The organism is Microbispora sp. GKU 823 (assembly GCF_002027145.1).
Taxonomy (GTDB): Bacteria; Actinomycetota; Actinomycetes; order Streptosporangiales; family Streptosporangiaceae; genus Microbispora; species Microbispora siamensis.
Genome location: NZ_MWJN01000037.1, coordinates 36,629 through 62,714, shown reverse-complemented (window position 1 = coordinate 62,714; position 26,086 = coordinate 36,629). Strand labels below are relative to the sequence as shown.

At 71.2% G+C, this 26,086-nt stretch carries 25 protein-coding genes and 3 pseudogenes; 24 read left to right on the top strand and 4 right to left on the bottom strand.

All coding sequences use genetic code 11. From position 1 onward, the window contains the following. Positions 1-58 precede the first annotated feature (58 nt). A complete protein-coding gene (locus tag B1L11_RS20665) occupies positions 59-2,269 on the top strand; it encodes a serine/threonine-protein kinase (RefSeq protein ID WP_143737419.1) in 2,211 nt (736 codons plus the stop codon). 27 nt (positions 2,270-2,296) lie between these two features. Here the strand turns inward: B1L11_RS20665 and B1L11_RS20660 are convergent, their stop codons facing one another. Further along, positions 2,297-2,833, bottom strand: coding sequence for a PadR family transcriptional regulator (locus tag B1L11_RS20660; RefSeq protein ID WP_079315995.1), 537 nt, complete (start codon positions 2,831-2,833; stop codon positions 2,297-2,299). A 56-nt stretch (positions 2,834-2,889) separates the two neighbouring features. Here B1L11_RS20660 and B1L11_RS51500 point away from each other — a divergent pair, with 56 nt between their 5' ends. The 4 genes from B1L11_RS51500 to B1L11_RS20645 all read left to right on the top strand — a co-directional run bounded on the left by B1L11_RS51500 (position 2,890) and on the right by B1L11_RS20645 (position 5,310). Next, complete coding sequence (locus B1L11_RS51500) at positions 2,890-3,030, top strand: hypothetical protein (RefSeq protein WP_256862748.1); 141 nt, start codon at positions 2,890-2,892, stop codon at positions 3,028-3,030. After that, a complete protein-coding gene (locus B1L11_RS20655) occupies positions 3,027-3,521 on the top strand; it encodes an MFS transporter (RefSeq protein WP_256862747.1) in 495 nt (164 codons plus the stop codon). The genes B1L11_RS51500 and B1L11_RS20655 overlap by 4 nt, the downstream gene beginning before the upstream one ends. A 68-nt stretch (positions 3,522-3,589) precedes the next feature. Next, positions 3,590-4,327, top strand: a complete 738-nt coding sequence (locus tag B1L11_RS20650; protein WP_256862746.1) for an MFS transporter — start codon at positions 3,590-3,592, stop codon at positions 4,325-4,327. 218 nt (positions 4,328-4,545) lie between these two features. Further along, a complete protein-coding gene (locus tag B1L11_RS20645; protein WP_179155247.1) occupies positions 4,546-5,310 on the top strand; it encodes a CARDB domain-containing protein in 765 nt (254 codons plus the stop codon). A gap of 49 nt (positions 5,311-5,359) precedes the next feature. On the opposite strand, the gene galE is transcribed toward B1L11_RS20645, so the two are convergent. Beyond that, on the bottom strand, positions 5,360-6,313 hold the full coding sequence (gene galE / locus B1L11_RS20640; protein WP_079315991.1) for a UDP-glucose 4-epimerase GalE: 954 nt from the start codon (positions 6,311-6,313) through the stop codon (positions 5,360-5,362). A gap of 163 nt (positions 6,314-6,476) precedes the next feature. Here galE and B1L11_RS20635 point away from each other — a divergent pair, with 163 nt between their 5' ends. The 6 genes from B1L11_RS20635 (at position 6,477) to soxR (ending at position 12,152) form a co-directional block, all read left to right on the top strand. Next, positions 6,477-7,799, top strand: a complete 1,323-nt coding sequence (locus B1L11_RS20635; RefSeq protein ID WP_143737418.1) for a hemolysin family protein — start codon at positions 6,477-6,479, stop codon at positions 7,797-7,799. Between the two features lie 135 nt (positions 7,800-7,934). Continuing rightward, a complete protein-coding gene (gene trpS / locus B1L11_RS20630) occupies positions 7,935-8,948 on the top strand; it encodes a tryptophan--tRNA ligase (RefSeq protein WP_079315989.1) in 1,014 nt (337 codons plus the stop codon). A gap of 81 nt (positions 8,949-9,029) precedes the next feature. Next, positions 9,030-9,992, top strand: coding sequence for a YihY/virulence factor BrkB family protein (locus tag B1L11_RS20625; RefSeq protein ID WP_256862745.1), 963 nt, complete (start codon positions 9,030-9,032; stop codon positions 9,990-9,992). 140 nt (positions 9,993-10,132) lie between these two features. Further along, entirely contained in the window at positions 10,133-10,786 is a 654-nt protein-coding gene (locus tag B1L11_RS20620; RefSeq protein ID WP_079315988.1) for an MFS transporter, read from the top strand. Next, positions 10,783-11,631, top strand: coding sequence for an MFS transporter (locus tag B1L11_RS20615; RefSeq protein ID WP_079315987.1), 849 nt, complete (start codon positions 10,783-10,785; stop codon positions 11,629-11,631). Before B1L11_RS20620 ends, B1L11_RS20615 begins: the two co-directional genes overlap by 4 nt. A 29-nt stretch (positions 11,632-11,660) precedes the next feature. Continuing rightward, positions 11,661-12,152: a redox-sensitive transcriptional activator SoxR gene (soxR, locus tag B1L11_RS20610; protein ID WP_079315986.1), complete on the top strand. Its 492-nt coding sequence runs from the start codon at positions 11,661-11,663 to the stop codon at positions 12,150-12,152. A 5-nt stretch (positions 12,153-12,157) separates the two neighbouring features. Here soxR and B1L11_RS45425 read toward each other — a convergent pair whose 3' ends face one another. After that, positions 12,158-12,256 carry an MYXO-CTERM sorting domain-containing protein gene (locus tag B1L11_RS45425; protein ID WP_143737417.1) on the bottom strand — a complete coding sequence of 33 codons (99 nt, stop codon included), beginning with the start codon at positions 12,254-12,256 and terminating at the stop codon, positions 12,158-12,160. 277 nt (positions 12,257-12,533) lie between these two features. Next, positions 12,534-13,148 (bottom strand): annotated as a pseudogene (locus B1L11_RS51495) (D-alanyl-D-alanine carboxypeptidase family protein); the annotation flags it as partial. On the opposite strand from B1L11_RS51495, the gene B1L11_RS51490 reads away from it, so the two are divergent. From B1L11_RS51490 to B1L11_RS20550, 13 genes and pseudogenes are all read left to right on the top strand, one after another. Next, positions 13,135-13,440 (top strand): hypothetical protein, encoded by a 306-nt coding sequence (locus B1L11_RS51490; RefSeq protein WP_256862744.1) that lies wholly within the window; start codon positions 13,135-13,137, stop codon positions 13,438-13,440. The pseudogene B1L11_RS51495 and the gene B1L11_RS51490 overlap by 14 nt on opposite strands. A 77-nt stretch (positions 13,441-13,517) precedes the next feature. Further along, entirely contained in the window at positions 13,518-13,718 is a 201-nt protein-coding gene (locus B1L11_RS20600) for an SCO4848 family membrane protein (RefSeq protein ID WP_079316017.1), read from the top strand. A 66-nt stretch (positions 13,719-13,784) separates the two neighbouring features. After that, complete coding sequence (locus tag B1L11_RS20595) at positions 13,785-14,957, top strand: glutamate--cysteine ligase (protein WP_079315985.1); 1,173 nt, start codon at positions 13,785-13,787, stop codon at positions 14,955-14,957. Between the two features lie 239 nt (positions 14,958-15,196). Continuing rightward, the gene (locus B1L11_RS20590; protein WP_179155246.1) at positions 15,197-16,438 is read left to right on the top strand and encodes an amidohydrolase; all 1,242 of its coding nucleotides are present in this window, start codon (positions 15,197-15,199) and stop codon (positions 16,436-16,438) included. 41 nt (positions 16,439-16,479) lie between these two features. Continuing rightward, positions 16,480-17,931: a serine/threonine-protein kinase gene (locus B1L11_RS20585; RefSeq protein ID WP_079315984.1), complete on the top strand. Its 1,452-nt coding sequence runs from the start codon at positions 16,480-16,482 to the stop codon at positions 17,929-17,931. A gap of 87 nt (positions 17,932-18,018) precedes the next feature. After that, positions 18,019-19,047: a BMP family protein gene (locus tag B1L11_RS20580; protein WP_218671220.1), complete on the top strand. Its 1,029-nt coding sequence runs from the start codon at positions 18,019-18,021 to the stop codon at positions 19,045-19,047. 168 nt (positions 19,048-19,215) lie between these two features. Continuing rightward, positions 19,216-20,283 carry a BMP family protein gene (locus B1L11_RS20575; RefSeq protein WP_218671219.1) on the top strand — a complete coding sequence of 356 codons (1,068 nt, stop codon included), beginning with the start codon at positions 19,216-19,218 and terminating at the stop codon, positions 20,281-20,283. 101 nt (positions 20,284-20,384) lie between these two features. Continuing rightward, positions 20,385-21,923: an ABC transporter ATP-binding protein gene (locus tag B1L11_RS20570; RefSeq protein ID WP_079315983.1), complete on the top strand. Its 1,539-nt coding sequence runs from the start codon at positions 20,385-20,387 to the stop codon at positions 21,921-21,923. Next, entirely contained in the window at positions 21,920-22,939 is a 1,020-nt protein-coding gene (locus tag B1L11_RS20565; RefSeq protein WP_256862743.1) for an ABC transporter permease, read from the top strand. The genes B1L11_RS20570 and B1L11_RS20565 overlap by 4 nt, the downstream gene beginning before the upstream one ends. Next, positions 22,912-23,049 (top strand): hypothetical protein, encoded by a 138-nt coding sequence (locus B1L11_RS51485; protein ID WP_256862742.1) that lies wholly within the window; start codon positions 22,912-22,914, stop codon positions 23,047-23,049. The genes B1L11_RS20565 and B1L11_RS51485 overlap by 28 nt, the downstream gene beginning before the upstream one ends. A gap of 28 nt (positions 23,050-23,077) precedes the next feature. After that, the gene (locus B1L11_RS20560; protein WP_079315982.1) at positions 23,078-24,349 is read left to right on the top strand and encodes an ABC transporter permease; all 1,272 of its coding nucleotides are present in this window, start codon (positions 23,078-23,080) and stop codon (positions 24,347-24,349) included. Then, positions 24,346-24,733 (top strand): annotated as a pseudogene (locus B1L11_RS20555) (cytidine deaminase). The gene B1L11_RS20560 and the pseudogene B1L11_RS20555 overlap by 4 nt, the downstream one beginning before the upstream one ends. Before the next feature lie 9 nt (positions 24,734-24,742). Beyond that, positions 24,743-26,028 (top strand): annotated as a pseudogene (locus B1L11_RS20550) (thymidine phosphorylase). Positions 26,029-26,086 lie beyond the last annotated feature (58 nt).

Below are 26,086 nucleotides of genomic sequence, written 5' to 3'. Positions count from 1 at the left end.
CCGCGGAACCGTCGCGCCGGGGCCGTAAAGTTCTTGCTGGCCGGTACTTTGCCGAATCGTGGGGAACGGGATGCCGCAGATCGCGCCGTTGCAACCGGGGGATCCGACCAGGCTCGGTCCCTTCGTGCTGTCCGGCCGTCTCGGCGAGGGCGGGCAGGGCGTGGTCTACTTCGGCCAGGACCAGGCCGGCGAGCGGGCCGCGGTCAAGCTGCTGCACGTCAAGTTCTCCGGCGACGCGACCGCCAGGTCCCGCTTCGCGCGGGAGTTGCGCGCCGCCCAGCGCGTGGCGAGCTTCTGCACCGCGCGGGTCCTCGCGGCCGACCTGCAGGGCGACACGCCGTACATCGCGAGCGAGTTCATCGACGGCCGGTCGCTGCGCGACGCCGTCGAGGCGGACGGGCCGCTGACCGGCTCGGGCCTGGAGCGGCTCGCGGTCGGCACCGCCACCGCGCTCACCGCGATTCACCAGGCGGGCATCGTCCACCGCGACTTCAAGCCCGACAACGTGCTGCTGGCCGTGGACGGCCCCCGGGTGGTGGACTTCGGCATCGCCCGCATCCTCGACTCGACCGCCACGATCACCAGCCGGGCGATCGGCACGCCCGCCTACATGGCGCCCGAGCAGATCTCCGGCGGCAAGGTCGGGCCCCCGGCCGACGTGTTCTCCTGGGCCTCCACGATCGCGTACGCCGCGACCGGTGACGTCGTGTTCGGCGGGAAGTCGATCGCGGTCGTGCTCAACCGCATCCTCAACCACGACATCGACACCGGGATGCTGCCCGAGCCGCTCGGCGGGGTGGTCCGGGCGTGCCTGCGCAAGTCGCCCGACGAGCGGCCGACGGCCGACCAGATCCTGCTGCGCCTGCTGGGCCGCGCGGTGTCGGGCGACGCGTCGGCGGTCGTGCTGTCCGAGGGGGCCGCGCACGCGGCCGACCCCGACGCCACGCGCCTCGCGCGCACGGGCCCAAGCCGCCCGATCGGTCCGGGACGCACCATGGGTCCGGCTGGCACCATGGGCCCGGCTGGCAGTCCGACTGGCGCCATGGGTCCTGGCCGCACCGCGGCGACGGGCGCGGGCTCCCCTACGACGGGCGGCGCGCGGACCGGGACGGGCGGCCACGCCTGGAACGACGTGCCGACCGGGGCGTCCCCCGCGCTCCTGCGGTCCTCCGGCCCCACCGACCCAAGGTCCGGTGGCGCGTCCGGTGGCGTCCCACGCGAGGGTGCGGACCACGGCGGTCACGGCGCCGCACGGCCCGGCCTGGCGGAGCCGGCGCCGGATGGGACGGGGCCGCATGGGATGGAGCCGGCTGGGATCGGCCCGGATGGGACCGTGTCGGCCGGGATCGGCCGGGCGCGGCGCGCCGCAGGGGGCCTCGTCGGTGGGCTCGCCGCCGTGCTGGCCCTCGCGGCCGCCGGGGGCGCGGTCATCGCCGCCAAGACCGGCTTCGCGTTCGGCGGCGCGCCCCAGGACGGCGGCACCGGCCACGCCGTGCTCTCGCCGCGGCCGAGCCCGACGTACGCCTCGGTGTACGAGAAGGCGCGGCGGACCAAGCGGCTGACGATCGGTGTGCGGTGGGACGTGCCCGGGGTCGGCCTGGAGCAGGCGAGCGGGTTCAGCGGATTCGACGTGGACGTCGCGACGTCCATCGCCAGGAGCCTCGCGGTCCCCGCGAGCGGGATCACCTTCCGCAGGGTCGGCGTCAACGACCGGGTCCGCGCGCTGACCGACCGCACGGTGGACATGGTCGTGGCGACCTACTCCTACGACGACAACCGCGACGACGCGGTCACCTTCGCCGGGCCGTACTACAGGGCCCACGCCGACCTGCTGGTGCTCGCCGGTTCGCGGATCAAGAAGCTGGAGGACCTGGCCGGACGCCGGATGTGCGCGCCCGCCGGCAGCACCACCGCCCGGCTCGTCGCGGGAAAGGCGGACGTCGAGCAGGTCCCGGTGAGCGACTACGCCGAGTGCATGAAGCTGCTGACGCGAGGCGAGGTCGACGCCGTGCCGGGGGACGACCTCATCATCGCCGGCTTCGCCAACCGGGTCGCGAGCCTGAAGCTGTCGGTGCTCGGCCTGCGGCTGACCGACCAGCGCTACGCCGTCGGCCTGCCCAGGAAGGATGTGCGCACCTGCCGGGCCGTGGAGGACGCGATCGGCCGCATGTACGGCGACGGCACGATGCGTGACCTGCTGCGCAAGCACTTCGGCAATGTCGACTTCGATCCCGAACGGGACGCGCCACCCAAGCTCGCCTGCCGGTAGGCCCTGCCGCCCGTCCCCGGGCCGGGGTCAGGCCTGGCGTTCGAGCTGGGCCATGGCGTCGTTCGCCCACTCCAGCGTGGTGCGGGTCTGCCGGATGCCGAGGTCCAGTGCGAGATTGCCGAACTTGACCCCGGACGTCCCCTCCGGGACGGGGGAGGCGTGTTTGGCCGCCCAGAGGGCCTCCAGCTCGGCCTGCTTCTGTTCCATGTACGCCTTCAGCCGCTCCAGCACGTCCAGCGCTTCGCCGGGGTCGAGCAGCGGGAGCAGGAACGCCTGCAGCGCGACCTCGCTGCGCGCCGGACCCGTGGGGTCGTGCCCGACCAGCCAGGCGCGCAGCTCCGCGCGGCCCTCCGGGGTGATCGAGTAGATCTTGCGCCCACGTGCGCCCTCCGCCTCCACCGTCACCAGCCCGTCGGCGGTCATCTTCGCCAGCTCGGGATAGATCTGGCTGTGCCCCGCCTGCCAGACGTGGGCCACCGACCTCTCGAACTTCTTGGTCAGGTCGTAGCCGCTCGCCGAGCCGTAGGCCGTCAGCAGACCGAGAAGAGCGATGCGCAGGGACATGCCCCTCACTATACCTCCGGATTGACATGTCAGCTCTTACATGTCACCTTCGACACATGCGATCCAGAAACGGACTCCTCCTGTTCGCCGTGCTCGGCGGGATGTTCCTGGCGATGCTCGACCAGACGATCGTCGCACCGCGCTGCCGAGGATCACCACCGAGCTGGGCGGCGCCGGCCTCTACACCTGGGTGGTGACCGCCTACCTCCTCACCTCGACCGTCACGGTCCCGCTGTACGGCCGGCTCTCCGACGCGTACGGGCGAAAGCCGCTCCTGCTGGTCGGGGTGGTCCTGTTCCTGCTCGGCTCGATCCTGTCCGGAGCGGCGCAGAGCATGGGGCAGCTCATCGCCTTCCGCGGCCTGCAGGGACTCGGCGCGGGCGCGCTGCTGCCGCTGTCGCTGGCGCTGGTGATCGACCTGTTCCCGCCGGAGCGCAGCGGGCGGGTGCAGGGCGCCCTCGGCGGCGTGATGGCGCTGAGCTACATCGCCGGGCCGTTCCTCGGCGGCCTGTTCACCGACCACGCGAGCTGGCGCTGGGCCTTCTACGTGAACGTCCCGATCGGCGCCGTCCTCGTGGCCATCATCGTGTGGCGGCTGCCGCACCGGCCGGGGCACGGCGGGGCGCGGCCCGACTACCTGGGCATCGCCGTTTTCAGCGCCGCGATCAGCGCCCTGCTCGTCGCCTGACCGAGAAGGGGGGTCGACGGCCACACCTGGACGAGCGGGCCGGTCGCCGCCCGATCGGCGCGGCGGCCGTGCTGCTCGTGGTGTTCGTCCTCGTCGAGCGGCGGGCCGCGGAGCCGATCGTGCCGCTCCACCTGTTCGCGAACGGCACGTACTCGCTGGTCAACGTCGCGTCGTTCTTCACGGCGTTCTGCATGTACGCCGGGGTGGTCTTCCTGCCGCGCTACTTCCAGGAGGCGCACGGCCTGAGCGCCACCTCCTCGGGCCTGCACATCTACCCGCTGATGCTGGCGATGGTCGTGGGCAGCGCGGTCACCGGCGCCCTCATCTCGCGCACGCGCCGCTACAAGCCGTGGCTGGTGATCGCGCCGGTCTTCCTCGTCGCGGGCACGGCGCTGTGCGCGAACCTCGAGGTCGGCACCTCGACCCCGCTGCTCGTCACCTGGATGGCGCTGATCGGGCTCGGGATGGGGCCCATGCTGTCCGGCCTCACCGTGGCGATCCAGACGGCCGTGCCGCCCCGGTTCATCGGCACGGCCAGCGCCAACCTGACGTTCTTCCGGCAGATCGGCGGCTCGGTCGCGCTGGCCGTCGCGGGCACGGCGTACGGGTCGGTGGTGACGCGGGAGGCGCCCCTGCACGGCCTGCCCGCGGCCCACGCCGCCGCGACCGCGACCGTCATCCCCTGGCTGGGGGTCGTGGGCGCGGTCGTCGCCCTCCTCGCGCTCGCCCTGCTGCCCGGTGTCGATCCCCAGGGCGGCGTGCGGCTCGACAGGCCGGCACCCCAGCAGGACCTCGTGGCCGCATGAGACGGGCGTGAGACTCCAGCTCAGCGGCGCTCCGAGCGGCGTGTCGGACGGTGCGCGGGGCCCGTCCGGCACGGTTGAATTGATCTCAAGCGTTCGGGGGAGCGGCAGTGGGTCGTAGGGTCGTCACGGGTTTGGTCTGTGTGTTCGTCGCCGGAGCGCCGCAACCGGCGCTCGCCTTCTCGGGGGAGGCGCCCCGGCCGGCGCCGGTGAAAGAGCCGTTGAAGAATCAATGGGGCACGGCCGACCTCGCGGTCGGCATCACCGCCTCGCCGAAGGTGGCGCAGCCGGGGCAGCCGCTGACCTACCACGTCACGGTGCACAACAAGGGCCCGGGGGACGCCGTGCTGCCGACGCTGCGGGTCGCGCTGCCCAAGGACTTCCAGATCGTCAACGTGGGCGTGGCGGAGTGCGAGCCCGGCCAGGCCCGCAACCGGGTCGTCTGCCATTCGTCCGACGACGTCCTGCCCGGCGGCTCGGGCGACATGACGATCACCGGCGTGATCGCGCCGGGCGCGCACGGCCCGCTGCGGGCCCGGGCCGACCTGACCTCCGAGGTGGTCGACCAGGACGAGACCGACAACACGGCCGAGGCGGTGACCAGGGTCGACGAGGGGGCCGACCTGGCGATGCGGTTCCGCTCCTCGACCAGGTTCATCCGCCCGGGCCACTGGTTCTCGGTACGGGCGGAGGTGCGCAACCGGGGGCCGCGCGTCGTGCGGGACGCCTACGTGTTCTTCCAGCCGCGCGAGGCCCGGCTGCTGTCCGCCAGGGGCGGGCGCTGCCGGGGGAACCGCCAGTTCGTGGGGTGCTCGCTGCCGCCGATCAGGTCGGGGTCGCGCGGGCTGCTCGAACTCGTGTTCCGGGTGCCGTCCCGGGCCTCGCACGCCGTGGCGACGATGGCCACCGTCTACTCGCGCCGCTACGGCGACCGCCGCCCGGCCAACAACAAGGCCAGCGTACGGGTGGCCCTGCGCCGCGCCTGACCGGCAGTGCGCCGTCGGCCGGGCCGGCGGTTCACACGGGCATCGGGGTTCAGGCCGGCTTCGTGGAGGCGGTCCAGGCGTCGGCGACCATGTCCCGCAGCGTCGCGTGGGCCGGCTTCCAGCCCAGCTCGCGCTGGATCTTCTCCGACGACGCCACCAGCACGGCCGGATCGCCGGAACGGCGCGGCGCGACGGTGATCGGGATGGGGTGCCCGGTCACCTCGCGGCAGACGTCCACGACCTCCTTGACCGAGAAGCCCGTGCCGCTGCCGAGGTTGTAGATCCGGTGCTCGCCGGGCGTGCAGGCGCCCAGGGCGAGCAGGTGCGCGCGGGCGAGGTCGGCGACGTGGACGTAGTCGCGGATGCACGTGCCGTCAGGAGTGGGGTAGTCGGCGCCGAAGACGCTGACCGACTCGCGCTCGCCGAGGGCGACCTTCAGGATGTTGGGGATCAGATGGGTCTCGACCGTGTGCCGCTCGCGGAACTCGCCGTACGCCCCGGCCACGTTGAAGTAGCGCAGGCTGACCGCGCCGAGGCCGTACAGCCCGGCGAAGGCGGTGAGCGCGGTGTCCACGGCCAGCTTGGACGCGCCGTAGGGGTTGGTGGGGCGGGTCGGGTCGGTCTCCAGGATGGGCGTGCGCTCCGGCTCGCCGTAGGTGGCGGCGGTGGAGGAGAACACGATCCGGTTCACCCCGGCCTGCCGCATGGCGTCGAGCAGCGCGAGTGTGCCGCCGAGATTGTGCGACCAGTACAGCCCCGGCTTCTCCACGGACTCGCCCACCAGCGACTTGGCCGCGAAGTGGAGCACGGCGTCGAACCCTTCGGACAGCACGCCGCCCGCCTCGGTGATCGACGCCTGCACGAACGCGGCTCCGGGCGGCACGGCGTCGGCGTGCCCGGTCGACAGGTCGTCGAGCACCGTGACCTCGTGCCCCTCCTCCAGGAGTTGCGCCGCCACGACGCTGCCGATGTACCCGGCTCCACCAGTAACCAGCAGCTTCACTGTTCGCTCCTGTTCAAAAGTGTTGGATTATGTACGTCCAGGGCCTAGCTTACGCGCTTCCCATGAGGAGCGGGTTAAATGCCACCAGTACCGCAATCTCAGCGGGTTACAGGAGATTGCGACGACCGGCCTGGCCCGCCTGACACCCGAACGGACTGATGACGTGAGCAACGTCGCGGTGACCATCACCCTGGTCCTGATATTCATCCTGATCGGCGGTTTCTTCGCCGCGGCCGAGATGGCGATGGTCTCGCTGCGGGAGAGCCAGATCCGCCGCCTGAGCCGCGACGAGGGACGCCGCGGCGCGCGGGTGCAGAAGCTCGCCCGCGACCCCAACCGCTTCCTGTCGGCCATCCAGGTCGGGGTGACCGTGGCGACCGTGCTGTCGGCCGCGCTCGGCGCCGACGCGCTGGGCCCACGGTTCGCCCCGGTCCTGGTGCAGTGGGGCCTGCGGCCGAGCGTGGCCGCGCCCGTCGCGTTCGTGGCCGTCACACTGGCCATCTCGTACGTGACCCTGGTGCTCGGCGAGCTGGCGCCCAAGCGGCTCGGCCGGCAGCGGGCGGAGAGCCTGTCGCTCATGACCGCCCCGCTGCTCGACCGGATCGCGACGCTGTCGAGGCCGGTGATCTGGCTGCTGTCCAGGTCGACCAACGGCGTCGTACGGCTGCTCGGCGGCAACCCGTCCGCCGACAGGGCGGCCATGACCACCGAGGAACTGCGCGACATGGTGGTGGGCCACAGTGAGCTCACCCAGGACGAGCGCGACGTGATCGCCGAGGTCTTCGCGGCGGGCAAGCGGCAGCTCAGGGAGGTCATGCTGCCCCGCACGGAGGTCGAGTTCATGGCGGCCGACACCCCGCTCGCCGAGGCCGCCGTCCTCGCGGCGGCCATGCCGCACTCCCGGTTCCCCGTCTACCGCGACACCTACGACGACGTCATCGGGTTCGTCCACGTGCGGGACCTGCTCGACCCCGTACGCACCGGGCGGCTGGAGCCGATCAGCGAGGTCGTGCCGATCCGCCCGGTCAAGCTCGTGCCGGCGAGCAAGCGGGTCCTCGCCACGCTCGCGGAGATGCGCGACGAGGGCCACCACCTGGCCATCGTGGTGGACGAGTACGGCGGCACCGACGGCATCGTGACGCTGGAGGACCTGGTCGAGGAGCTCGTCGGCGACATCCGCGACGAGTACGACGAGAGCGGCGACGCCGTACGCGTGATCGCCGGAGACGTGGAGGTCGAGGGACTGGTCAACCTGGACGAGTTCCACGCGCAGACGGGCGTGCGGCTGCCCAGCGGGCCGTACGAGACCCTGGGCGGATACGTCATGGCCTTCCTCGGCCACCTGCCCCAGCGCGGCGAGGTCGCCGAGGCGCCGGGCGTCACGCTGACCGTGACGGAGATGGACGGCCGCCGCGTCTCCCGTGTCCGCGTCACCCGCAATCCCCCCGAAGACGCGGCGCCGGCGGCGCCCGCGGCGGCCGGCTGAGCGGCGGGCGTGCGCGGGGACGACTCCGGGGGCCTCACGCCGCACCCGGAGAAAGGCGCCCGCCGGCGGGGACGAGCCCGCGCCCCCGGGCCGCGTCTGTCGCGGGCAGCCCGCGACTCCTGACAGAATTGCCGTATGGCTCTTGCTCGCGTCCTGTCCGGTATCCAGCCCACCGCCGACTCGTTCCACCTGGGCAACTATCTCGGTGCGATCCGCCAGTACGTCGCGCTGCAGGACACGCATGAGGCCTTCTTCTTCATCGCCGACCTGCACGCGCTGACCGTCGCGCCCAAGCCCGAGGAGCTGCGCCGGCGCACCAGGATCGCCGCCGCCCAGCTGTTCGGCGCGGGGCTCGACCCGGAGCGCGCCGCGGTCTTCGCGCAGAGCCATGTGCGCGAGCACAGCGAGCTCGCCTGGTATCTGATCTGCCAGACCGGCATGGGCGAGGCCGGGCGGATGACGCAGTTCAAGGACAAGTCCGCGCGGTACGGCGAGAGCTCGGCCAGCGTGGGCCTGTTCACCTACCCGATCCTCCAGGCGGCCGACATCCTGATCTACCAGGCCGACCAGGTGCCGGTCGGGGTGGACCAGAAGCAGCATTTGGAGCTCAGCCGCGACCTCGCGCAGCGTTTCAACAGCCGCTACGGCCAGACGTTCAAGGTGCCGAGCCCGTACATCCTCAAGGAGGTCGAGAAGATCACCGACCTCCAGGACCCGATCGCCAAGATGTCCAAGTCGTCGTCGAGCCCGCAGGGCATCCTCGACGTGCTGGAGGAGCCGAACGTCCTGCGCAAGAAGATCATGCGCGCGGTGACCGACACCGGCAGCGACGTCGTCGCCGACGAGGAGAAAAAGCCGGGCGTCACCAACCTGCTGCGGATCCTGTCCGCGCTGACCGGCACCCCGATTCCCGAGCTGGAGACGCGGTTCGCCGGGCAGGGATACGGCACCTTCAAGAAGGAGGTCGCCGAGGCCGTCATCGAGACGTTCTCCCCGATCCGGGAGCGTACGGAGAAGCTGCTGGCCGACGAGGCCGAGCTCGACCGGATGCTGGTCGCGGGCGCCGCCCGGGCCCGCAAGGTGGCCCGCGAGACGATGGAGCAGGTCCGCGAGCGCCTCGGCCTGCTCCCCACGTCGCACTTCGAGTGAACCCCCGACTGAGGCCGCGGCCCCGCTCCGGGCCGCGGTCGCCGCGCGCATCGAGACGCCTTCTCCGGGTACACCATGCCGATGGGGATGGCGATGGTCGACCAGGTCACGCGGCGCGTCGACGAAGTCAGGGCATGGGGCCGGATGTGGATCGAGCGTGACCGGATCCGCTTCCCCTGGCTCGACCACCTCATCCGCACCGTGCAGCGCTACCAGGTGCAGGCGGGGGACCGGCTGGCGGGCGCCATCACCTACTTCGCCTTCCTGTCGTTCTTCCCGCTGATCGCGCTGGCGTTCGCCCTGTTCGGGTATGTCGTGACGATCCGGCCGGACGCGCTCGCCACGCTCACCGAGGCGATCAACAGCCAGCTTCCCGGCCTCGCCGGGCAGCTCCACATCGACCAGCTCGCCGGGGCCCGGGGCCGGGCCGGGCTGATCGGTCTGCTCGGCCTGCTGTACGCCGGGCTGGGCGCGATGGACGCCCTGCGCGGGGCCCTGCGCACCGTCTGGATGACCTGCGAGCCGCCGCTCAACTACTTCGTCGGCAAGCTCCGCGACCTCGTCGCGCTCGTGCTCATGGGCCTGGCCATGCTGGCCTCGGTGATCGCGAGCGGATTCGCCACCGGGGCCACGAGCACGGTCGCCGGATGGCTCGGCCTGGGCTCCTCGCCGCTGGCCGGTCTCGGGGTCTGGCTCGCCGGCATCGCCGCGAGCCTCGTCGCCGACCTGCTGCTCTTCCTGGTCATCCTCGGCTGGCTGGCCAAGCCGTCGCAGCCGTTCCTCGTCGTGCTCAAGGGCGCGCTGCTGGGCGCGGTCGGCTTCGGGGTGCTGAAGCAGCTCGCGGCGCTGATCCTGTCCGGCACTCTGCGCAACCCGGTGTACGGCACGTTCGCGGTGGTCGTGGGGCTGCTGCTGTGGATCAACCTGTCGGCCCGGGTGATCCTCTACGCCGCCGCGTGGACGGCGACGGCCACGCTCGGCCCGCCGCCGGAGCCCACCCCGCTTCCGTCGCCCGCGACCACGCCCACGACCGGCCCCGCCTGACCGTGCCGGTGGTGCCGCGCCTGCGCTGCGGGGCTGCCGGTGGCGGCGGCGGTCGCCGGGCCGGCGGGCGCTTGACCTGAACTCAGGTTCAGGTGGTGGGCTGTGGATCTAGCCTCCTCAGTTCCTCGGAAGCGAGCCGCATGGATATCACGGTCCCTCCCGCACCTGCCCGGGCGGCCTCGACCGGCCGTCCCTCCGCCTTCACCCTTCCCGTCGTGCTCGTCGGAGTCGTGCTCGTCGCGATGTCGATCTCGGGCACCGCTGTCGCGCTGCCGAGCATCGGGGCCGATCTGAACGCGTCCGGGTCATCGCTGAACTGGGTCGTGGCCGGTTACAACCTCGCGTTCGCCGCCATGACACTCGTCGCCGGCTCTACCGCCGACCGGATCGGGCGACGCCGCGTGTTCATCGCCGCCGTGCTCGTCTTCGCCGCCGGGTTCGCGGCCACGGCCTTCAGCCCGTCGATCGTGCTGACCGACGTCGCGCGCGTCGTCTCCGGCGCCGGAGGCGCCGGGATCATGGCGGCAGGTGGCGCGATTCTCGCCGCCGGTTATGACGGCGCCGCCCGTAACCGTGCGTTCGCGCTGATGGGCACCATGGCCGGGATCGGCATCGCCGTCGGTCCCACCCTGTCCGGGCTGTTGATCGCGGCCACCGGGTGGCGCGGAGGTTTCGCCGTCTACACCATGGTCGGCCTGCTCATCGCTCTCGGCGCCACACGGACCCGCGAATCCCGCGCGCCGAGACCGGCGGGATCGACTGGGCCGGCAGTGTTCTGTTCGTCGCCGCCTTGACCCTGCTCATGTTCGTGATCCTCGAAAGCCCGGCGCTCGGCTGGACACATCCCGTCACCCTGGTCACCGCCGCTGCCGGGCTGGTCGCGCTGGTGGTCTTCGGCGCGGTGCAGCGTCGCAGCGCGTCTCCGGTGCTGGCGCCGTCCCTCGTCGCCAACCGCGGTTTCATGGGCTGGAGCCTGGCGACTCTGACCACCTCCATCGGGTTCCTCGGCGCCCTGGTCTTCCTGCCCACCTACCTTCAGTCCGTGGGCGGGCTTTCCCCGGCCGCCGCCGGGCTGGCGATGCTGCTGCTCACCGCACCCGTTCTCGTGATGCCGATGGTCGCCGTCACGTTGGTCAACCGCGGCGTCTCCGCACGCGTACTCATCCTGATCGCCCTTGCCCTCGTCACGGGTGGGAACTTCTGGCTCATGGCACTGACCGCCGATCAGGTCGTCGCCGTGGTGGCGGCGCCACTGCTCATGATCGGGACAGGCATGGGCGCGTCGTTCGGCATCACCGACGGACAGGCCATGAGCCTCGTCCCCGCCGAGGCCGTCGGCATGGCGGCCGGATTCCTCAACACGCTTCGTGGCGCGGCCGAAGCGCTCGTGATCGCGGCGTTCAGCGCGTCTCTCATCGGGCTCCTCACCGCCCGGCTCGGCGATCCGGGACGTGCGGACGCGGTCAGCTCCGGTCGCCTTCCGATCAATGGCTCATCTGAGGAGCCGGAGGCGTTCACCTGGTCCTGGCACATGACCGAGCTCGGCGTCGCGGTGCTCTGCCTTGTCCTTTCCCTCGGGGTCGCCGCCTTGGTCTTCAGCGGCCGCGTGCGCCGTATCCGTGGCGGAACGGCGTCATGACGGGCACGCCGTCGGACGGTGGAGACAGCATGGACGCCAGTCCTGACGACCGCCTCACGCTCAGCGAAGTGGTGCGTCGCACTGGCGTGCCCGCCTCCGCGCTGTACTTCTACGAACGCAAGGGGCTCATCGTCACGGAACGGAACGCGAGCAACCAGCGGCTGTACCCGCGCCACATGATCCGACGAGTCTCTCTGATCATCGTCGCCAAGCGCCTGAGCATTCCCCTGACGGATGTCGCCGCCGTGTTCGCGACGCTTCCCACGGATCACCCACCGAGCCACGAAGACTGGCAACGAGTGTCCCGCAAATGGAAGAAGCAGCTGGAGGAACGCCGTCGCGCGATCGAGGACCTCGAGCGCGAGCTCACCGGATGCATCGGCTGCGGGTGCCTGTCCATGAAGGCGTGCCTGCTGCTGAATCCCGACGACGCCCTGCGGAATCAGGGCCCTGGGCCCGTGCGCCTGCAACAGGCCCATCCACCCGGCGTCCGGCCATCCGCAGGGCTGCCACATCCCTGAGCCGGCTAGTGAGGGGCGTCGCCGGGCGTCTTCCGGCGCCGGCGCAGGCCGTACGCGCCGAGGGCGAGGACCACGAGGGCGCCGCCGCCGATCAGCAGGGGCATGGCCGCGCCCGAACCCTTCGACGCGGAGTCCTCCCCGCGGCCCTGGCCGCGCCCGCGTCGGCCGTGCCCGGTGTCGGAGAGGGCCGTACGGCCAGGGGGGAGGAGGAGGGCTTGGGGTCGGGCGCGGGCGCGACCAACTGGCCCACGGGGGCCGCCTTGCCCGCGCGGAGAAGCCCCAGTCGAGCAGCTTGGCGACCTCCTCCCAGAAACCGCCGGGGTGATGCATGATCACGACGAGGATCGTGTGGCCGTCACGCCGGGCCGCGCCCACGAAGCTGCCCAGGGCCTTGGTCGTCCAGCCGTTCTTGACGCCGAGCATGCCCTTGTAGCTACCGAGGAGCCGGTTGTGGTTGGCCATCTCGTAGTAGGCGGGCGGGGGAGACTCGCTGGCCTCCGAGTCGTCGCGGCGCTTCTTCTTTTTCTTCTTGAGGTAGTCCTTGGGCGCGGGGAACTTGGCGACCTTCGTGCTGATGTACTCGCGGAAGTCCGGGATCGCCAGCCCGGCCCGCGCGATCAGGGCGAGGTCGTAGGCCGAGCTGCGCTGGCCCGGGGCGTCCAGGCCGTTCGGCGTCTTGGCCACCGTGTCGTACGCCTGGAGCTTGCGCGCCTCGGTGTTCATGTCGGCGAGGGTCTTCTTCAGGCCGCCGTTCGCCTCGGCGAGCGCCACCGCGGCGTCGTTGGCGGAGACCATGAGGAGCGCCCGCATGAGGTCGTCGATCTTGTAGATCGGCTCGGGGACGATGCCGACTGCGCTGCCCTCCACGTTGCACGCCTCGTCGCTCGGCTTGATCTTGCGGTTCTTGTCGAGCTTGGGGATCAGCGTCACGGCCGTCAGCGTCTTGAGCGTGCTCGCGGGCAGGTAGTGCCCGTGCGGGTCCTTGGCGGCGAGCACCGCGCCGGTGTCGGCGTCGGCCACGACGTACGCGCTGGCCTCGGTCTTCGGCGGGGGCTTGATCCCGGCGGGCGCGATGATCCCGTGGCCGGCGAGCAGGTCGCCGCCCACGGTCCCGTTCCCCGTGCCGTTCTCCGGCACCGCCGCGCCGGTCTTCCGCGGCGCCAGGTCCGGCACGGCCCGCGCGCCCGTGGCGGGAGGGGCGCAGAGCAGCGCCGTCGTCAGCACCCCCGCCGTCGTCACGGTCGCGGCGAGAGCCCGCAGGTTCGTCCCCATAGGTCGCTCAGCCTAGCCTCGACTGCCTTCGCATGAAGCGACATATGCCCCATATGCCACAGGGCCACGCAGGTGGCCGCCGATACTGAGAGCATGACGAGACGTGTATCGATCTTTCTTGTGGCGCTCGCCGCTTTCATGATCTTCGAGTGGATCAACCTCGGCTTCAACCTCGCCGACGGGCACGAGACGTCCTTCTACGTCGTCCACGGCGTACTCATCGCGGTGAACATCCTCCTGGCACTGGCGCTCGGGGCGGTCGGCGTGCGGGGATGGATGAAGGGTAGGGCCTGAGCCTGGAACGACCTTGTCCGCTGTGACCTGAGTGTCCACAGGGACCGAACGTGATGGAGGCAAGCTTTGGCGATCGACTTCAATCCCTCGCGTGGCGCGACGCTCGGCGTGGAGTGGGAGCTTCAGCTCGTCGACCGGCATACGCGTCATCTCCGCCAGGACGCCAAGGAGGTGCTCGCCGCCGTTCCCGACCTCAGTGAGGGGCAGCGGCCCAAGGCCATGCACGAGCTCATGCAGTCGCAGGTCGAGATCATCACCGACGTCTGCCACACGGTGGCCGAGGCGGTGCAGGACCTGAAGAAGAGCATCGGCCGGCTGACCGAGGCCGTCGAGCCGCGCGGCATCGCGCTCGCCTGCACGGGGACCCACGCGATCAGCGACTGGCGCGACGCGGTCTACGCGCCCAGCCAGCGCTACGTGGAGCTGGTCGAGGAGATGCAGTGGCTCGCCTGGCGGATCCAGACGTTCGGCGTGCACGTCCACGTGGGCGTCAAGGAGCGGGACAAGGTCATTCCGATCGTCAACGCCCTCGCGGCGTACCTGCCGCACTTCCTCGCGCTCACCTCCTCCAGCCCCTACTGGGGCGGGCAGGACACCGGGCTGGCGTCGAGCCGGGCCATCGTCTTCGGCTCGCTGCCCACGGCCGGGCCGCCGCACCTGCTGGCCGACTGGGCCGAGTTCGAGGAGTACATGGACACGCTGCTGCGGGCGGGCACGATCCGCAGCATCAAGGAGGTGTGGTGGGACATCCGGCCGCATCCCGACTTCGGCACGATCGAGATCCGGATGTTCGACGGGATACCGACGCCGCGCGAGGTGGGCATGGTGGCCGCGCTGTCCCAGTGCCTCGTGCAGCAGTTCGACCAGCAGCTCGACCGGGGGTACAAGCTGCCGCATCCGGCGGCGTGGGTGGTGCGCGACAACAAGTGGCGCGCCACGCGCTACGGCCTCGACGCGGATGTCATCACCGACGACCATGGCTCCACGGCGCCGATGCGCGACGTATTGTATGAACTTCAGCGTGAACTCGAACCCGTCGCCGAGCGGCTCGGCTGTGCCGACGAACTGGCGGTCGTGACCGAGGTGCTGGAGCAGGGGAGCTCATCCGAGCGCCAGCGGGCGATCCTCGCCGACGGAGGGACCCTCCAGGACGTGGTCGACGCCACGGTCGTCGAGCTCGCCGAGGACAGGTTCGTCACCTCGAACCCTAACCGCGAGATCGGACAATCAGCCACCTGACGGGGTAGGCCTGATATGTCCGGCAACAGTGCCTCAGTTCTGACAACGTGCGGAGGCCGGTGTAAATACTGGGCAATCCGCCGTATCGAAGGGTCGCGGCATGGAAGGATTGTGAATGAAGGGTCGGTGGAGGCGAGACACGCCCGCTCGACCCTTTTGGGCTTTTTCGTGACTTTTCGTGATCATATGGACGATCCGGCGATGCGTGGCGGGACGGCTCGCCGGAGAAGGGAAGACCCGTGGCCACCTCATCGAAGCTCGCAACGCCGGACGCGGCCGTGCCGGGAAGCAACGGCCTGGCCGGGCAACTGGCGGAATTCCTTCGCGAGCACAACGATGAGCTGATCGAGTTCCGGCGCGACGTACACGCACACCCGGAGATCGCCTTCAGCGAGCATCGCACCACCGAGAAGATCGCTGAGCGGCTGACGGACGCCGGGCTCACCCCGCACCCGCTGTCGCGCGGCACCGGCCTGTGGGTGGACCTCGGCCGCGACGAGGGCCCCACGGTCGCCCTGCGCGCCGACATCGACGCGCTGCCGATGGAGGACGAGAAGGACGTCCCCTACCGCTCCACGAACCCGAACGCGTGCCACGCCTGTGGCCACGACGTGCACACAGCGATCGTCATCGGCGCCGGGCTGTTCCTGGCGTCGCAGGCCGACGCGGGAGCGCTCCCCGGCCGGGTACGGCTGATCTTCCAGCCCGCCGAGGAGGTCGCGGGCGGCGCGCTGGAGGTCATGCGCGACGGCGGCCTCACCGAGGTCGACCGCATCTTCGCGGTCCACTGCGACCCGCGTCTCGACGTCGGGCACGTCGGCCTGCGGACCGGCCCGATCACCGGGTCCTGCGACAGCCTGCGCATCCGCGTCGCGGGCCCTGGCGGGCACACCGCCCGGCCACACCTGACCGTGGACCTCGTCTACGCGCTCAGCAAGATCGTCACCGAGTTGCCGGCCGCGCTGTCGCGCCGCGTGGACCCCCGATCCAGCCTCAGCCTCGTGTGGGGCCAGATCTCCGCCGGGTCCGTGGCCAACGCGATCCCGGACGTCGGCCTCGCCCAGGGCACGGTCAGGTCGCTCGACGAGGATGCCTGGCACCAGGCCCCCGACCTGGTCAAGACCCTGCTCGACTCGGTCGCGGGCGCGTACGGCGTGGACGCCGAGATCGACTACCGGCGCGGCACGCCGCCCACGGTGAACGAGGCCACCAGCATCCAGATGCTGCACGACGCGGTCACCCAGATCATCGGCGAGGGGGCGGCCGTGCCCACGCCGCAGAGCCTCGGCGGCGAGGACTTCTCCTGGTATCTCGAGTCGGTGCCCGGCGCGCTCGCCCGGCTGGGCACCCGGCCGCCGGGGGTCGTCGACGAGGTCGACATCCACCGGCCGCAGTTCGACGTGGACGAGCGGGCGATCGGGATCGGCGTCAAGGTTCTCGCCGCCACCGCGCTGACCGCGCTGTGGGGCGGCGCCCGCTGAACCGACCACGCCGCTGAACAGCCCCTGAGCCGTACGCCGCCGTGCCCGACGTCTCCCCCCTGCGTCCCGAGGATCCCCCGCGCCTCGGGGACTACCGCCTCGAGGGCCGCCTTGGCGTGGGCGGCCAGGGGATCGTCTTCCTCGGCGCCGGCGCGTCGGGCGGGCCGGTGGCCGTGAAGCTCCTGCACGCCCGGGTCGACGACACCTCCGCCCGGCGCGCCTTCGCCCGTGAGATCGAGGCGGTGCGCCGGGTCGCGCCCTTCTGCACCGCCCAGGTCCTCGACGCCGACCTCGACGGCGACCGGCCGTACATCGTGAGCGAGTACGTCGACGGCCCGTCGCTGCGCGAGCACGTGACGGCGGCGGGCCCGCGGACGGGTGGCGACCTCGACCGGGTCGCCGTGGGGACGGCCACCGCGCTGGCCGCGATCCACCGTGCGGGGGTCGTCCACCGCGACTTCAAGCCGGGCAACGTGCTCCTCGGCTCGGACGGGCTGCGGGTCGTCGACTTCGGCATCTCCCGGCTCGCCGACGCCACCGCGACAACCGGGAATCCGGTCGGCACACCGGCCTACATCGCGCCGGAGCAGCTCGAAGGGCGGCCGGCCGGGCCCGCGGCGGACGTGTTCTGCTGGGCGCTCACGCTCGTCTACGCGGCGAGCGGACGGCACGCCTACACCGGTGACACGTACGCGGCCGTCATGGCCCGCATCCTGTACGGCACGCCGGACCTCGGGCCGCTCACCGGTCTGCTGAAGGACCTCGTCACGGCGTGCCTGGCCGCGGAGCCCGCCGACCGGCCGGACGCCGGACAGGTGCTGAGCGCCCTGCTCGACCGGCCCACGGGGCGGCCGAGCCCGGTGGGGCCCGCTTCCGCCGCGCCTGGTGCCATCGCTTCCGGACCCGTCACGCGGCCATGGCGCGAGCAGGAGAACACGACGCGGCCCGGGGCAGGGCCCGATGCCGAGCCGACCAGACCAGAGCCGGCCGAACATGAGCGAAGCGGCGACGGACCGGCGGAGCACGGCGGAATCAGTGGGACACGTGGGACCGGTGGGCGCCGTCGCGGGCGAGCGCGCGCGGTCGCGCTGGCCGCCTCACTCGCCGTCCTCGTCGCGGTCGGCGTCGCGGCGGGCGTCGCGTGGGTGCTGACGACCCGCGACGGCGGGCACCCCGACGGTACGTGGACGGGCGTCGCACACTATCCCTCGGCCGACCGGGTCTTCCCGGTCGAAATCCGGCTGACCGGCCCGGCGCGGATGAGATGGGGGCGCCGATCTGCACTGTTCCGGCCGTCTCACCCCCGCGAGCGGGTCGGGCGAGGTGCTCGTGCTGACCCTCGACCAGGTGAAGGGCGACGCCTGTTATCCCGGACGCGTCTCGATCACCTGGCGGGGCGAGAGCGCGGCCGACTTCGAGGTGACGCGCGAAGGGGAACAGGCCGCCCGATACTCGGGATCTCTTACCCGTACGAATTAACTCAAATGGGATAAATCTGTCAGAGCCTTTGTGTGACGCGTTCTCCCGCGCGCCCAGGGGGTATCGCCGACGGTGGGACCCATTCCGGTTTGGAGATCCGATTGCGGGCGTTCCGGGCGGTGATGGCGGGCGTCGTCGCCGTCGCCGTGACCGCCGTCGCGGGATGCGGCGGCGGGGTGGAGACCGTGTCGCCGCCCCCCGGCCCGCTGCGGGTCGGGCTCGTGTACGACATCGGCGGACGGGGCGACAAGTCGTACAACGACGCCGCGGCCGCCGGACTCGACGAGGCCAAGCGCACTCTGAGCCGCATGCGGGTGCGGGAGGTCGCGGCCGCGCCGGGCGAGCCCGCCGCCCGGAAGGTGGAGCGGGTGCGGGCGCTCGCCGAGGCCGGCTACGACCCGATCATCGCCGTCGGCTACTCGTACGCGCCGGCGCTGGCGAGCATCGGCCCGAAGTTTCCCAGGACACGGTTCGCGATCGTGGACGAGCCGACGGTCTCCGGTCCCAACATCACGAACCTGCTGTTCGCCTCGGAGCAGGGCTCCTTCCTGATGGGCGCGGTGGCGGCGATGAAGTCGCGCACCGGCGACGTCGGCTTCGTCGGGGGCAACCGGTCGCCGCTGGTCAGGAAGTTCGAGGTCGGCTACGTCCAGGGCGTGAAGCACGTGAACCCGCGGGCGCGGATCAGGATCGCCTACCTCACGGGCCCGCACGACCTGAGCGGCTTCGAGCGGCCGGACAAGGCGCGGCAGGCCGCCCGGCGCATGTACCGGGCGGGCGCCGACGTGGTCTACCAGGTGGCCGGGGCCTCGGGGGCCGGGGTGTTCCGCGCCGCCAAGAAGGCCGGAGCGTGGGCCATCGGCGTCGACTACGACCAGGCCAAGAGCGCCGACCCGGACGTGCGCGACGTGATCCTCACCTCGATGATCAAAAGGATCGACGTCGCGGTCTACGACTACCTCGCCGGCGTCGCCGACCACACCGTCACCAGCGGCCGGGTCGTGTACGACCTGAAGCTCGGCGGCGTCGACTACACCCTCACCGGCGGCCACATCACCGACATCCAGCCGCGCCTGGAGCAGCTCAAGCAGGAGATCATCCACGGCAGGGTCAAGGTTTACCCAGGCTGACACCCTGGTCACGGTGCGGACTGGGCTCAATAACGGACATGTTGCGGACTGGTGTGCGGGTTTGGTCTATGCAGGTCAAACAACTATCTTCCGTGCAGGGTTGCCGTGCGTTCCTGCGTGCGTGCGACGAGAGTCAGACGGACGGGGAACGGAAGGGGAGTCACGACCTTGCTCCGCAATCGAATCAGCAGACTGGCCGCCGCCACTGCGGGCGGCGCCTTGCTCATGGCCGCCGCCGCATGTGGGGGTGGCGACGGCACCACCACGACCGAGGCCTCGGCCGGCGCGTCCTCCGCGCCCGCCGCCTCGCAGATCAAGGTCGGCCTGGCGTACGACATCGGTGGCCGCGGCGACGGTTCCTTCAACGACGCGGCCGCGGCCGGCCTGGACAAGGCCGAGTCGGAGCTCAAGGTCCAGAAGAAGGAACTGGAGGCGACCGCGGGCGAGACCGACGCCCAGAAGGAGGAGCGGCTGCGCCTGCTCGCCTCCGGGGGCTACAACCCGGTCATCGCGGTGGGCTTCGCCTACTCCGGCTCCGTGGCGAAGGTCGCCAAGGAGTTCCCCGACGTCAAGTTCGCCATCGTGGACGACGACGCCGCGAAGGGCGACAACATCACGAACCTGATGTTCGCCGAGGAGCAGGGGTCGTTCCTCGTCGGCGTCGCGGCGGCGCTCAAGTCCGAGAAGGGCAACGTCGGTTTCGTGGGCGGCGTCGACGTGCCGCTGATCCACAAGTTCGAGGCGGGCTTCAAGGCCGGCGCGAAGGCCGTCAAGCCCGACATCAAGATCCAGAGCAAGTACCTCACCCAGCCCCCGGACTTCGGCGGCTTCGGTGACCCGGCCAAGGGCAAGACGGCCGCGCAGGGCATGTACGACGCCGGCGCGGACGTGGTCTACCAGGCGGCCGGCGGTTCGGGCGCGGGCGTCTTCGAGGCGGCCAAGGCCGCCAAGGCGATGGCGATCGGCGTCGACTCCGACCAGGCCGCGCTCCCGGCGTACGCCGACTTCAAGGACGTGATCATCACCTCGATGATCAAGAAGGTCGACGTGGCGGTCTTCGACTTCCTGAAGAACTACACCACCGGCGCGGTCAAGTCGGGCCCGTCGGTCTACGACCTCAAGGCGGGCGGCGTGGACTACTCCACGACCGGCGGCAAGATCGACGACATCAAGTCGAAGATCGACGAGTACAAGCAGAAGATCATCAACGGCGAGATCACGGTCCCGACGTCCTGACCTGCGTAATCGAGGGGCCCGGAGGCACCCGCTCCGGGCCCTTTGCTCTACCCTCACTATCACTTGACCGTCACCGGGCACTCCGCGAGGAGGAGGCCGACATTACCGCCGCGACCGTTACGGAACCCGCAGTAGAACTCACCGGGATCACCAAGAGGTTCCCGGGAGTCGTCGCCAACAGCGACATCCACCTCCGCGTCGCCAAAGGGCACATCCACGCCATCGTCGGCGAGAACGGCGCGGGGAAGTCCACGCTGATGAAGATCCTGTACGGGATGCAGCGCCCCGACGAGGGCGAGATCCGCGTCAACGGGTCGCCCGTGGGCTTCCACACCCCCGCAGACGCCATCGACGCCGGCATCGGCATGGTCCACCAGCACTTCATGCTGGCCGACAACCTCACCGTGCTGGAGAACGTGGTTCTGGGCAGCGAGCCGCGCCGCGGCGGCGTCGCCCTCGACTTCGCCGCCGCGCGGAAGAAGATCAAGGAGATCTCCGACGCGTACGGCCTGGGCGTACGGCCGGACGTGCCGGTGGAGGACCTGGGGGTCGGCGACCGCCAGCGGGTGGAGATCCTGAAGGTGCTCTACCGGGGCGCCCGCATCCTGATCCTGGACGAGCCGACCGCCGTGCTCGTCCCCCACGAGGTGGACGAGCTGTTCGACAACCTGCGCGGCCTGGTCCGCGAGGGGCTGACGATCCTGTTCATCTCCCACAAGCTGGACGAGGTCCTGCGGGTGGCCGACGAGATCACCGTGATCCGGCGCGGCACCACCGTGGCGACCGTGAACCCCAAGGACGTGACCTCCCGCAAGCTCGCCGAGCTCATGGTCGGCAGCGAGCTGCCCAGCCCCGAGACCCGCGAGTCGACCGTCACCGACGTCGTCGCCCTGTCCGTACGCGACCTGACCGTGCGCACCGGCGACGGGCGGCCGGTGGTCGAGAACGTGAGCTTCGACATCCACAAGGGCGAGGTGCTCGGCATCGCGGGCGTCGAGGGCAACGGCCAGGCGGAGCTCGTCGAGGCGATCATGGGCATGCGCCCCTGCGAGGCGGGCGCGCTCACGCTCGCCGGCGCCGACATCTCCCATTGGTCGACGCTCAGGCGGCGCGCGGGCGGCATCGGCTACATCCCCGAGGACCGCCACCGGCACGGCCTGCTGCTGGAGTCGCCGCTCTGGGAGAACCGCATCCTCGGCCACCAGACCCGCCGGCCCAACGTCAAGGGCCCGTGGATCGACCGCGCGGGCGCGCGGGCCGACACGCGGCGCATCGTCGAGGAGTACGACGTGCGCACCCCCGGCATCGACGTGGACGCGGCCACACTGTCCGGCGGCAACCAGCAGAAGCTGATCGTCGGGCGGGAGATGAGCGGCGACCCCGTGCTGCTCATCGCCAGCCACCCCACCCGCGGCGTGGACATCGGCGCGCAGGCGGCGATCTGGGACCATCTGCGCACGGCGCGCGCCGCCGGGCTGGCCGTGCTGCTGATCTCCGCGGACCTCGACGAGCTCATCGGGCTGTCCGACACGCTCAAGGTGATCCTGCGCGGCAGGATCGTCGCCGACGTCGATCCCGCGAACGTGACCCCCGAGCAACTGGGCTCGGCGATGACCGGCGCCGGGGAGGAGACGGTATGAACGGGTTCCTCGACCGGGTGCTCGGCCGGGTTCGGCTGGGCGGCTGGCTCGCCGTCGCCGCGCCGGTGATCGCGGTCGTCTTCGCGGTGCTGATCACCTCGGTGGTCCTGCTCGTCGCGGGCAAGGCGCCCGTGGAGGCGTTCACGACCCTCGCGGACTACGGCACCCAGCCGCGGTCGATGGCCATGATCCTCAACACCGGGGTCATGTACTACATCTCCGCGCTGGCGGTCGCCGTCGGCTTCCGGATGAACCTCTTCAACATCGGCGTGGACGGCCAGTACCGGCTCGCGGCCGTGGTCGCCGCCGGGCTCGGCGGCGCCGCCGTGGTGCCCGGTGTGCTCAACATCGTCCTCGTGATCGTCGTCGCGGTGGTCGTCGGCGCCCTGTGGGCCGCGATCGCCGGTCTGCTCCGGGTGTACCGGGGCGTGAGCGAGGTCATCTCGACCATCATGCTCAACGCGATCGCCACCGGCCTCGGGTCGTGGCTGGTCAGCGAGCACTTCGGGGTGCTGACCGGCAACGACCTCGGCACCAGGCCGATCCCCGACGACGCGCACATGCCGGGCATCCCGCTCATCGCCGGCACGCCGGTGCTGGTCAACGGGTTCATCGTGGTCGCGGTCCTGCTCGGCGTCGCGTACTGGGTCGTGCTCAACCGCACCCGGTTCGGCTTCGAGTTGCGGGCGACCGGCAAGTCCGAGTCTGCGGCGGTTGCCAGCGGCGTCAGCGTGAAGAAGATGATCGTCGTCACGATGGTCATGTCGGGGGCGGTCGCCGGTCTGATCGGCATGCCGGAACTGCTCGGCGCCTCCTACAAGTACAGCAACAACTTCCCGGCCGCCTCGGTTTCACGGGCATCGCGATCGCCCTGCTCGGCCGCAACAACCCGGTCGGAATGGCGGTCGGCGCGCTGCTGTGGAGTTTCCTGGACAACTCGTCCAACCAGCTCCAGCTGCTCGACATCTCCAAGGAGATCGTCCAGATCATGCAGGGCGTCGTCGTGCTCTCCGTGATCATCGCGTACGAGCTCGTCCACCGCTATCGGATCGTCGCCGAGCAGCGCAGGGTCAGCCGCGAGCTCGCCGCGCCGCAGGAGGCGCCGAAGGCGGAGGCGGCGGCATGACAGGGCCGGACGGAATCGAGGAGACGGCATGACGGCGACGGACCTCCCGGTCGAACGCCCGGTCGAGACGCCCCCGGCGCGGCGCTTCCGGCTGTCGGCGCCGGTGCTCCTGCTCGGCCTGGCCGGGCTGGTGGTGCTGCTGTCGATCGCGCGGCTGGTGACCGGCGCGAACGACATCACCTCGGCGGGCACGGTCAGCGCCGCGCTCGGCCTCGCCGTGCCGATCGGGCTCGCCGGCCTCGGCGGCCTGTGGTCGGAGCGGGCCGGCGTGGTCAACATCGGCCTCGAAGGCATGATGGTGCTCGGCACCTGGTTCGGGGCCTGGGGCGCCCTCCAGTTCCACAGCCCCTGGGCGGGCGTGGTCGCCGGCGCCGTCGGCGGGGCGCTGGGCGCGGTGATCCACGCCGTCGCGACCGTGACCTTCGGCGTCGACCACATCATCTCCGGCGTGGCGATCAACATCGTCGGTGTCGGCTTCACCCAGTACCTGTCCCAGCTCGTCTTCAACGGCATGCCGGGCGGCGGGACGAAGAACTCGCCGCCGCTGCCGAAGATGGGCACGGTGAGCCTGAGCTTCCTCGACGACCCGCTGCGGACCGTCGAGGCCAAGCACTGGTTCGTGCTGTCGGACTTCGCGGGCGTGCTGCGGGGCATCACCCAGGGCGTGTCCTGGTTCACGATCCTGGCGATCCTGCTGGTCCCGCTGTCGTTCTACATCCTGTGGCGCACGCCGTTCGGCCTGCGGCTGCGGGCGTGCGGCGAGCGTCCGGTCGCTGCGGAGTCGCTGGGCGTCAACGTCTACCTGTACAAGTGGGCCGCCGTGATCATCTCCGGCGTGCTCGCCGGGCTCGGCGGCGCGTTCCTGTCGCTGGTGGCCGCGGGGATCTACCGTGACGGGCAGACGGGCGGGCGCGGCTACATCGGCCTCGCCGCCATGATCTTCGGCAACTGGCGTCCCGGCGGGCTCGCCGGTGGCGCGGCGCTGTTCGGCTACACCGACGCGCTGCAGCTCCGCCAGGGCGGCATCTCGGTGCACGCGTTGCTGCTCGTCGTCGCGTTGCTGCTCGTCGCGGTGGCGGTCTACCAGCTCGTACGGCAGCGGCGCGGGGTCGCGGCCCTGATCACCGGGGTCGTGGCGATCGCGGTGTTCGTGGTGTTCGCCGTGACGGACACCGTGCCGGAGCAGTTCACCTCGTTCACCCCCCATCTGACCACGCTGCTGGTGCTGTCGCTGGCCTCACAGCGGCTGCGCATGCCTGCGGCGGACGGCGTCCCGTATCGAAGGGGGCAGGCGAAATGAGCATCGACTGGGAGGCGCTGCGGGTCGCGGCCCGCGAGGCCATGACCCACGCGTACGCGCCGTATTCGAAGTTTCCGGTGGGGGCGGCGGCGCTCGTCGACGACGGCCGGGTCGTGACCGGCTGCAACGTGGAGAACGCCTCGTACGGCGTGGGGTTGTGCGCCGAGTGCGGGCTCGTCTCGGCGCTGCACGCGAGCGGCGGCGGCAGGCTGGTGGCCTTCACCTGCGTGGACGGCCACGGCGAGCTGCTGATGCCGTGCGGCCGCTGCCGCCAGCTGCTGTTCGAGCACGGCGGGCGGGACCTGCTGGTGGAGACGCCCGACGCCGATGCGGATGGCGGACTTCCTGCCGTTCGCCTTCGGCCCGGATGATTTGTCGCGATAAGGGGGAAGTGTGGGGTTCGACGCGATCGAGGTCATCATCGCCAAGCGCGACTGCGGTGAGCTGTCGACCGCCCAGATCGACTGGGTGATCGACGCGTACACGCGGGGCGAGGTGGCCGACGAGCAGATGTCGGCGCTGCTGATGGCGATCCTGCTCAACGGCATGAACCGCAGGGAGATCGCGGACTGGACCCAGGCCATGATCAGGTCGGGGGAGCGGATGGACTGGTCCTCCCTCGACCGGCCCACGGCCGACAAGCACTCCACCGGCGGGGTCGGTGACAAGATCACCCTGCCGCTGGCCCCGCTGGTCGCCGCCTGCGGCGCGTACGTGCCGCAGCTGTCCGGGCGGGGCCTCGGGCACACCGGCGGCACGCTGGACAAGCTGGAGTCGATCCCCGGCTGGCGGGCGTCGCTGTCGAATGACGAGATGCTCGCCGTGATCCGCTCGGCCGGGGCGGTCGTGTGCGCGGCGGGCGCGGGCCTCGCGCCGGCCGACAAGAAGCTCTACGCGCTGCGCGACGTCACCGGCACGGTCGAGTCGATCCCGCTGATCGCCTCCTCGATCATGTCCAAGAAGATCGCCGAGGGCACGGGGTCGCTCGTGCTCGACGTGAAGGCCGGTTCGGGCGCGTTCATGAAGAACGTGGACGCGCCCGGGAGCTGGCGCGGACGATGGTCGAGCTCGGCACCGACGCCGGGGTGCGCACGGTCGCCCTGCTGACCGCGATGGACCGGCCGCTCGGCCTGAAGGTGGGCAACGCGCTCGAGGTCGAGGAGGCCGTCGAGGTGCTCGCCGGCGGCGGCCCCGCCGACGTGGTCGAACTCACCGTAAGGCTGGCCAGGGAGATGCTGGAGGCCGCCGCCGTCCCGGGCGCCAGGGACCCGGAGGAGGCGCTGAAGGACGGCTCGGCGATGGACGCCTGGCGGTGCATGATCGTCGCCCAGGGCGGCGATCCGGACGCGCCGCTGCCGACGGCCGCCGAGTCGGCCGTGGTCACCGCCCCCGCCTCGGGCACGCTGCGCACGCTCGACGCGCTCAAGGTCGGCCTGGCGGCCTGGCGGCTGGGCGCCGGACGGGCCCGCAAGGAGGACCCGGTGTCGGCGGGCGCGGGCATCGTCCTGCACGCCAAGCCCGGCGAGACGGTGCGCGCCGGAGCCCCGCTGATGACCCTGTACGCCGACGAGGCCGGCCGGTTCGACCGGGCCCTCCAGGCACTCGAGGGGGCGTACGAGATCGGCGACCAGGACGGCGCCGACCTGCTCCCGCTGGTGATCGACCGCCTCACCGCCTGAGGGCCTGCCGCTGCCTACATTCGACGGCTGAGGCGATTTGAGGACCTGACGGCGACCG

What these genes read in the sequence shown, in the direction of transcription:
- B1L11_RS45425 (WP_143737417.1), bottom strand. Translation starts at nt 12,256, where the DNA reads ATGCCCCTGCTGATCGGCGGCGGCGCCCTCGTGGTCCTCGCCCTCGGC.
- B1L11_RS20565 (WP_256862743.1), top strand. Translation starts at nt 21,920, where the DNA reads ATGAACGGGTTCCTCGACCGGGTGCTCGGCCGGGTTCGGCTGGGCGGC.
- B1L11_RS20625 (WP_256862745.1), top strand. Translation starts at nt 9,030, where the DNA reads ATGGGGATGGCGATGGTCGACCAGGTCACGCGGCGCGTCGACGAAGTC.
- B1L11_RS51500 (WP_256862748.1), top strand. Translation starts at nt 2,890, where the DNA reads ATGCGATCCAGAAACGGACTCCTCCTGTTCGCCGTGCTCGGCGGGATG.
- trpS (WP_079315989.1), top strand. Translation starts at nt 7,935, where the DNA reads ATGGCTCTTGCTCGCGTCCTGTCCGGTATCCAGCCCACCGCCGACTCG.
- soxR (WP_079315986.1), top strand. Translation starts at nt 11,661, where the DNA reads ATGGACGCCAGTCCTGACGACCGCCTCACGCTCAGCGAAGTGGTGCGT.
- B1L11_RS51485 (WP_256862742.1), top strand. Translation starts at nt 22,912, where the DNA reads ATGCAGGGCGTCGTCGTGCTCTCCGTGATCATCGCGTACGAGCTCGTC.
- B1L11_RS20560 (WP_079315982.1), top strand. Translation starts at nt 23,078, where the DNA reads ATGACGGCGACGGACCTCCCGGTCGAACGCCCGGTCGAGACGCCCCCG.
- B1L11_RS20600 (WP_079316017.1), top strand. Translation starts at nt 13,518, where the DNA reads ATGACGAGACGTGTATCGATCTTTCTTGTGGCGCTCGCCGCTTTCATG.
- B1L11_RS20620 (WP_079315988.1), top strand. Translation starts at nt 10,133, where the DNA reads ATGGATATCACGGTCCCTCCCGCACCTGCCCGGGCGGCCTCGACCGGC.
- B1L11_RS20660 (WP_079315995.1), bottom strand. Translation starts at nt 2,833, where the DNA reads ATGTCCCTGCGCATCGCTCTTCTCGGTCTGCTGACGGCCTACGGCTCG.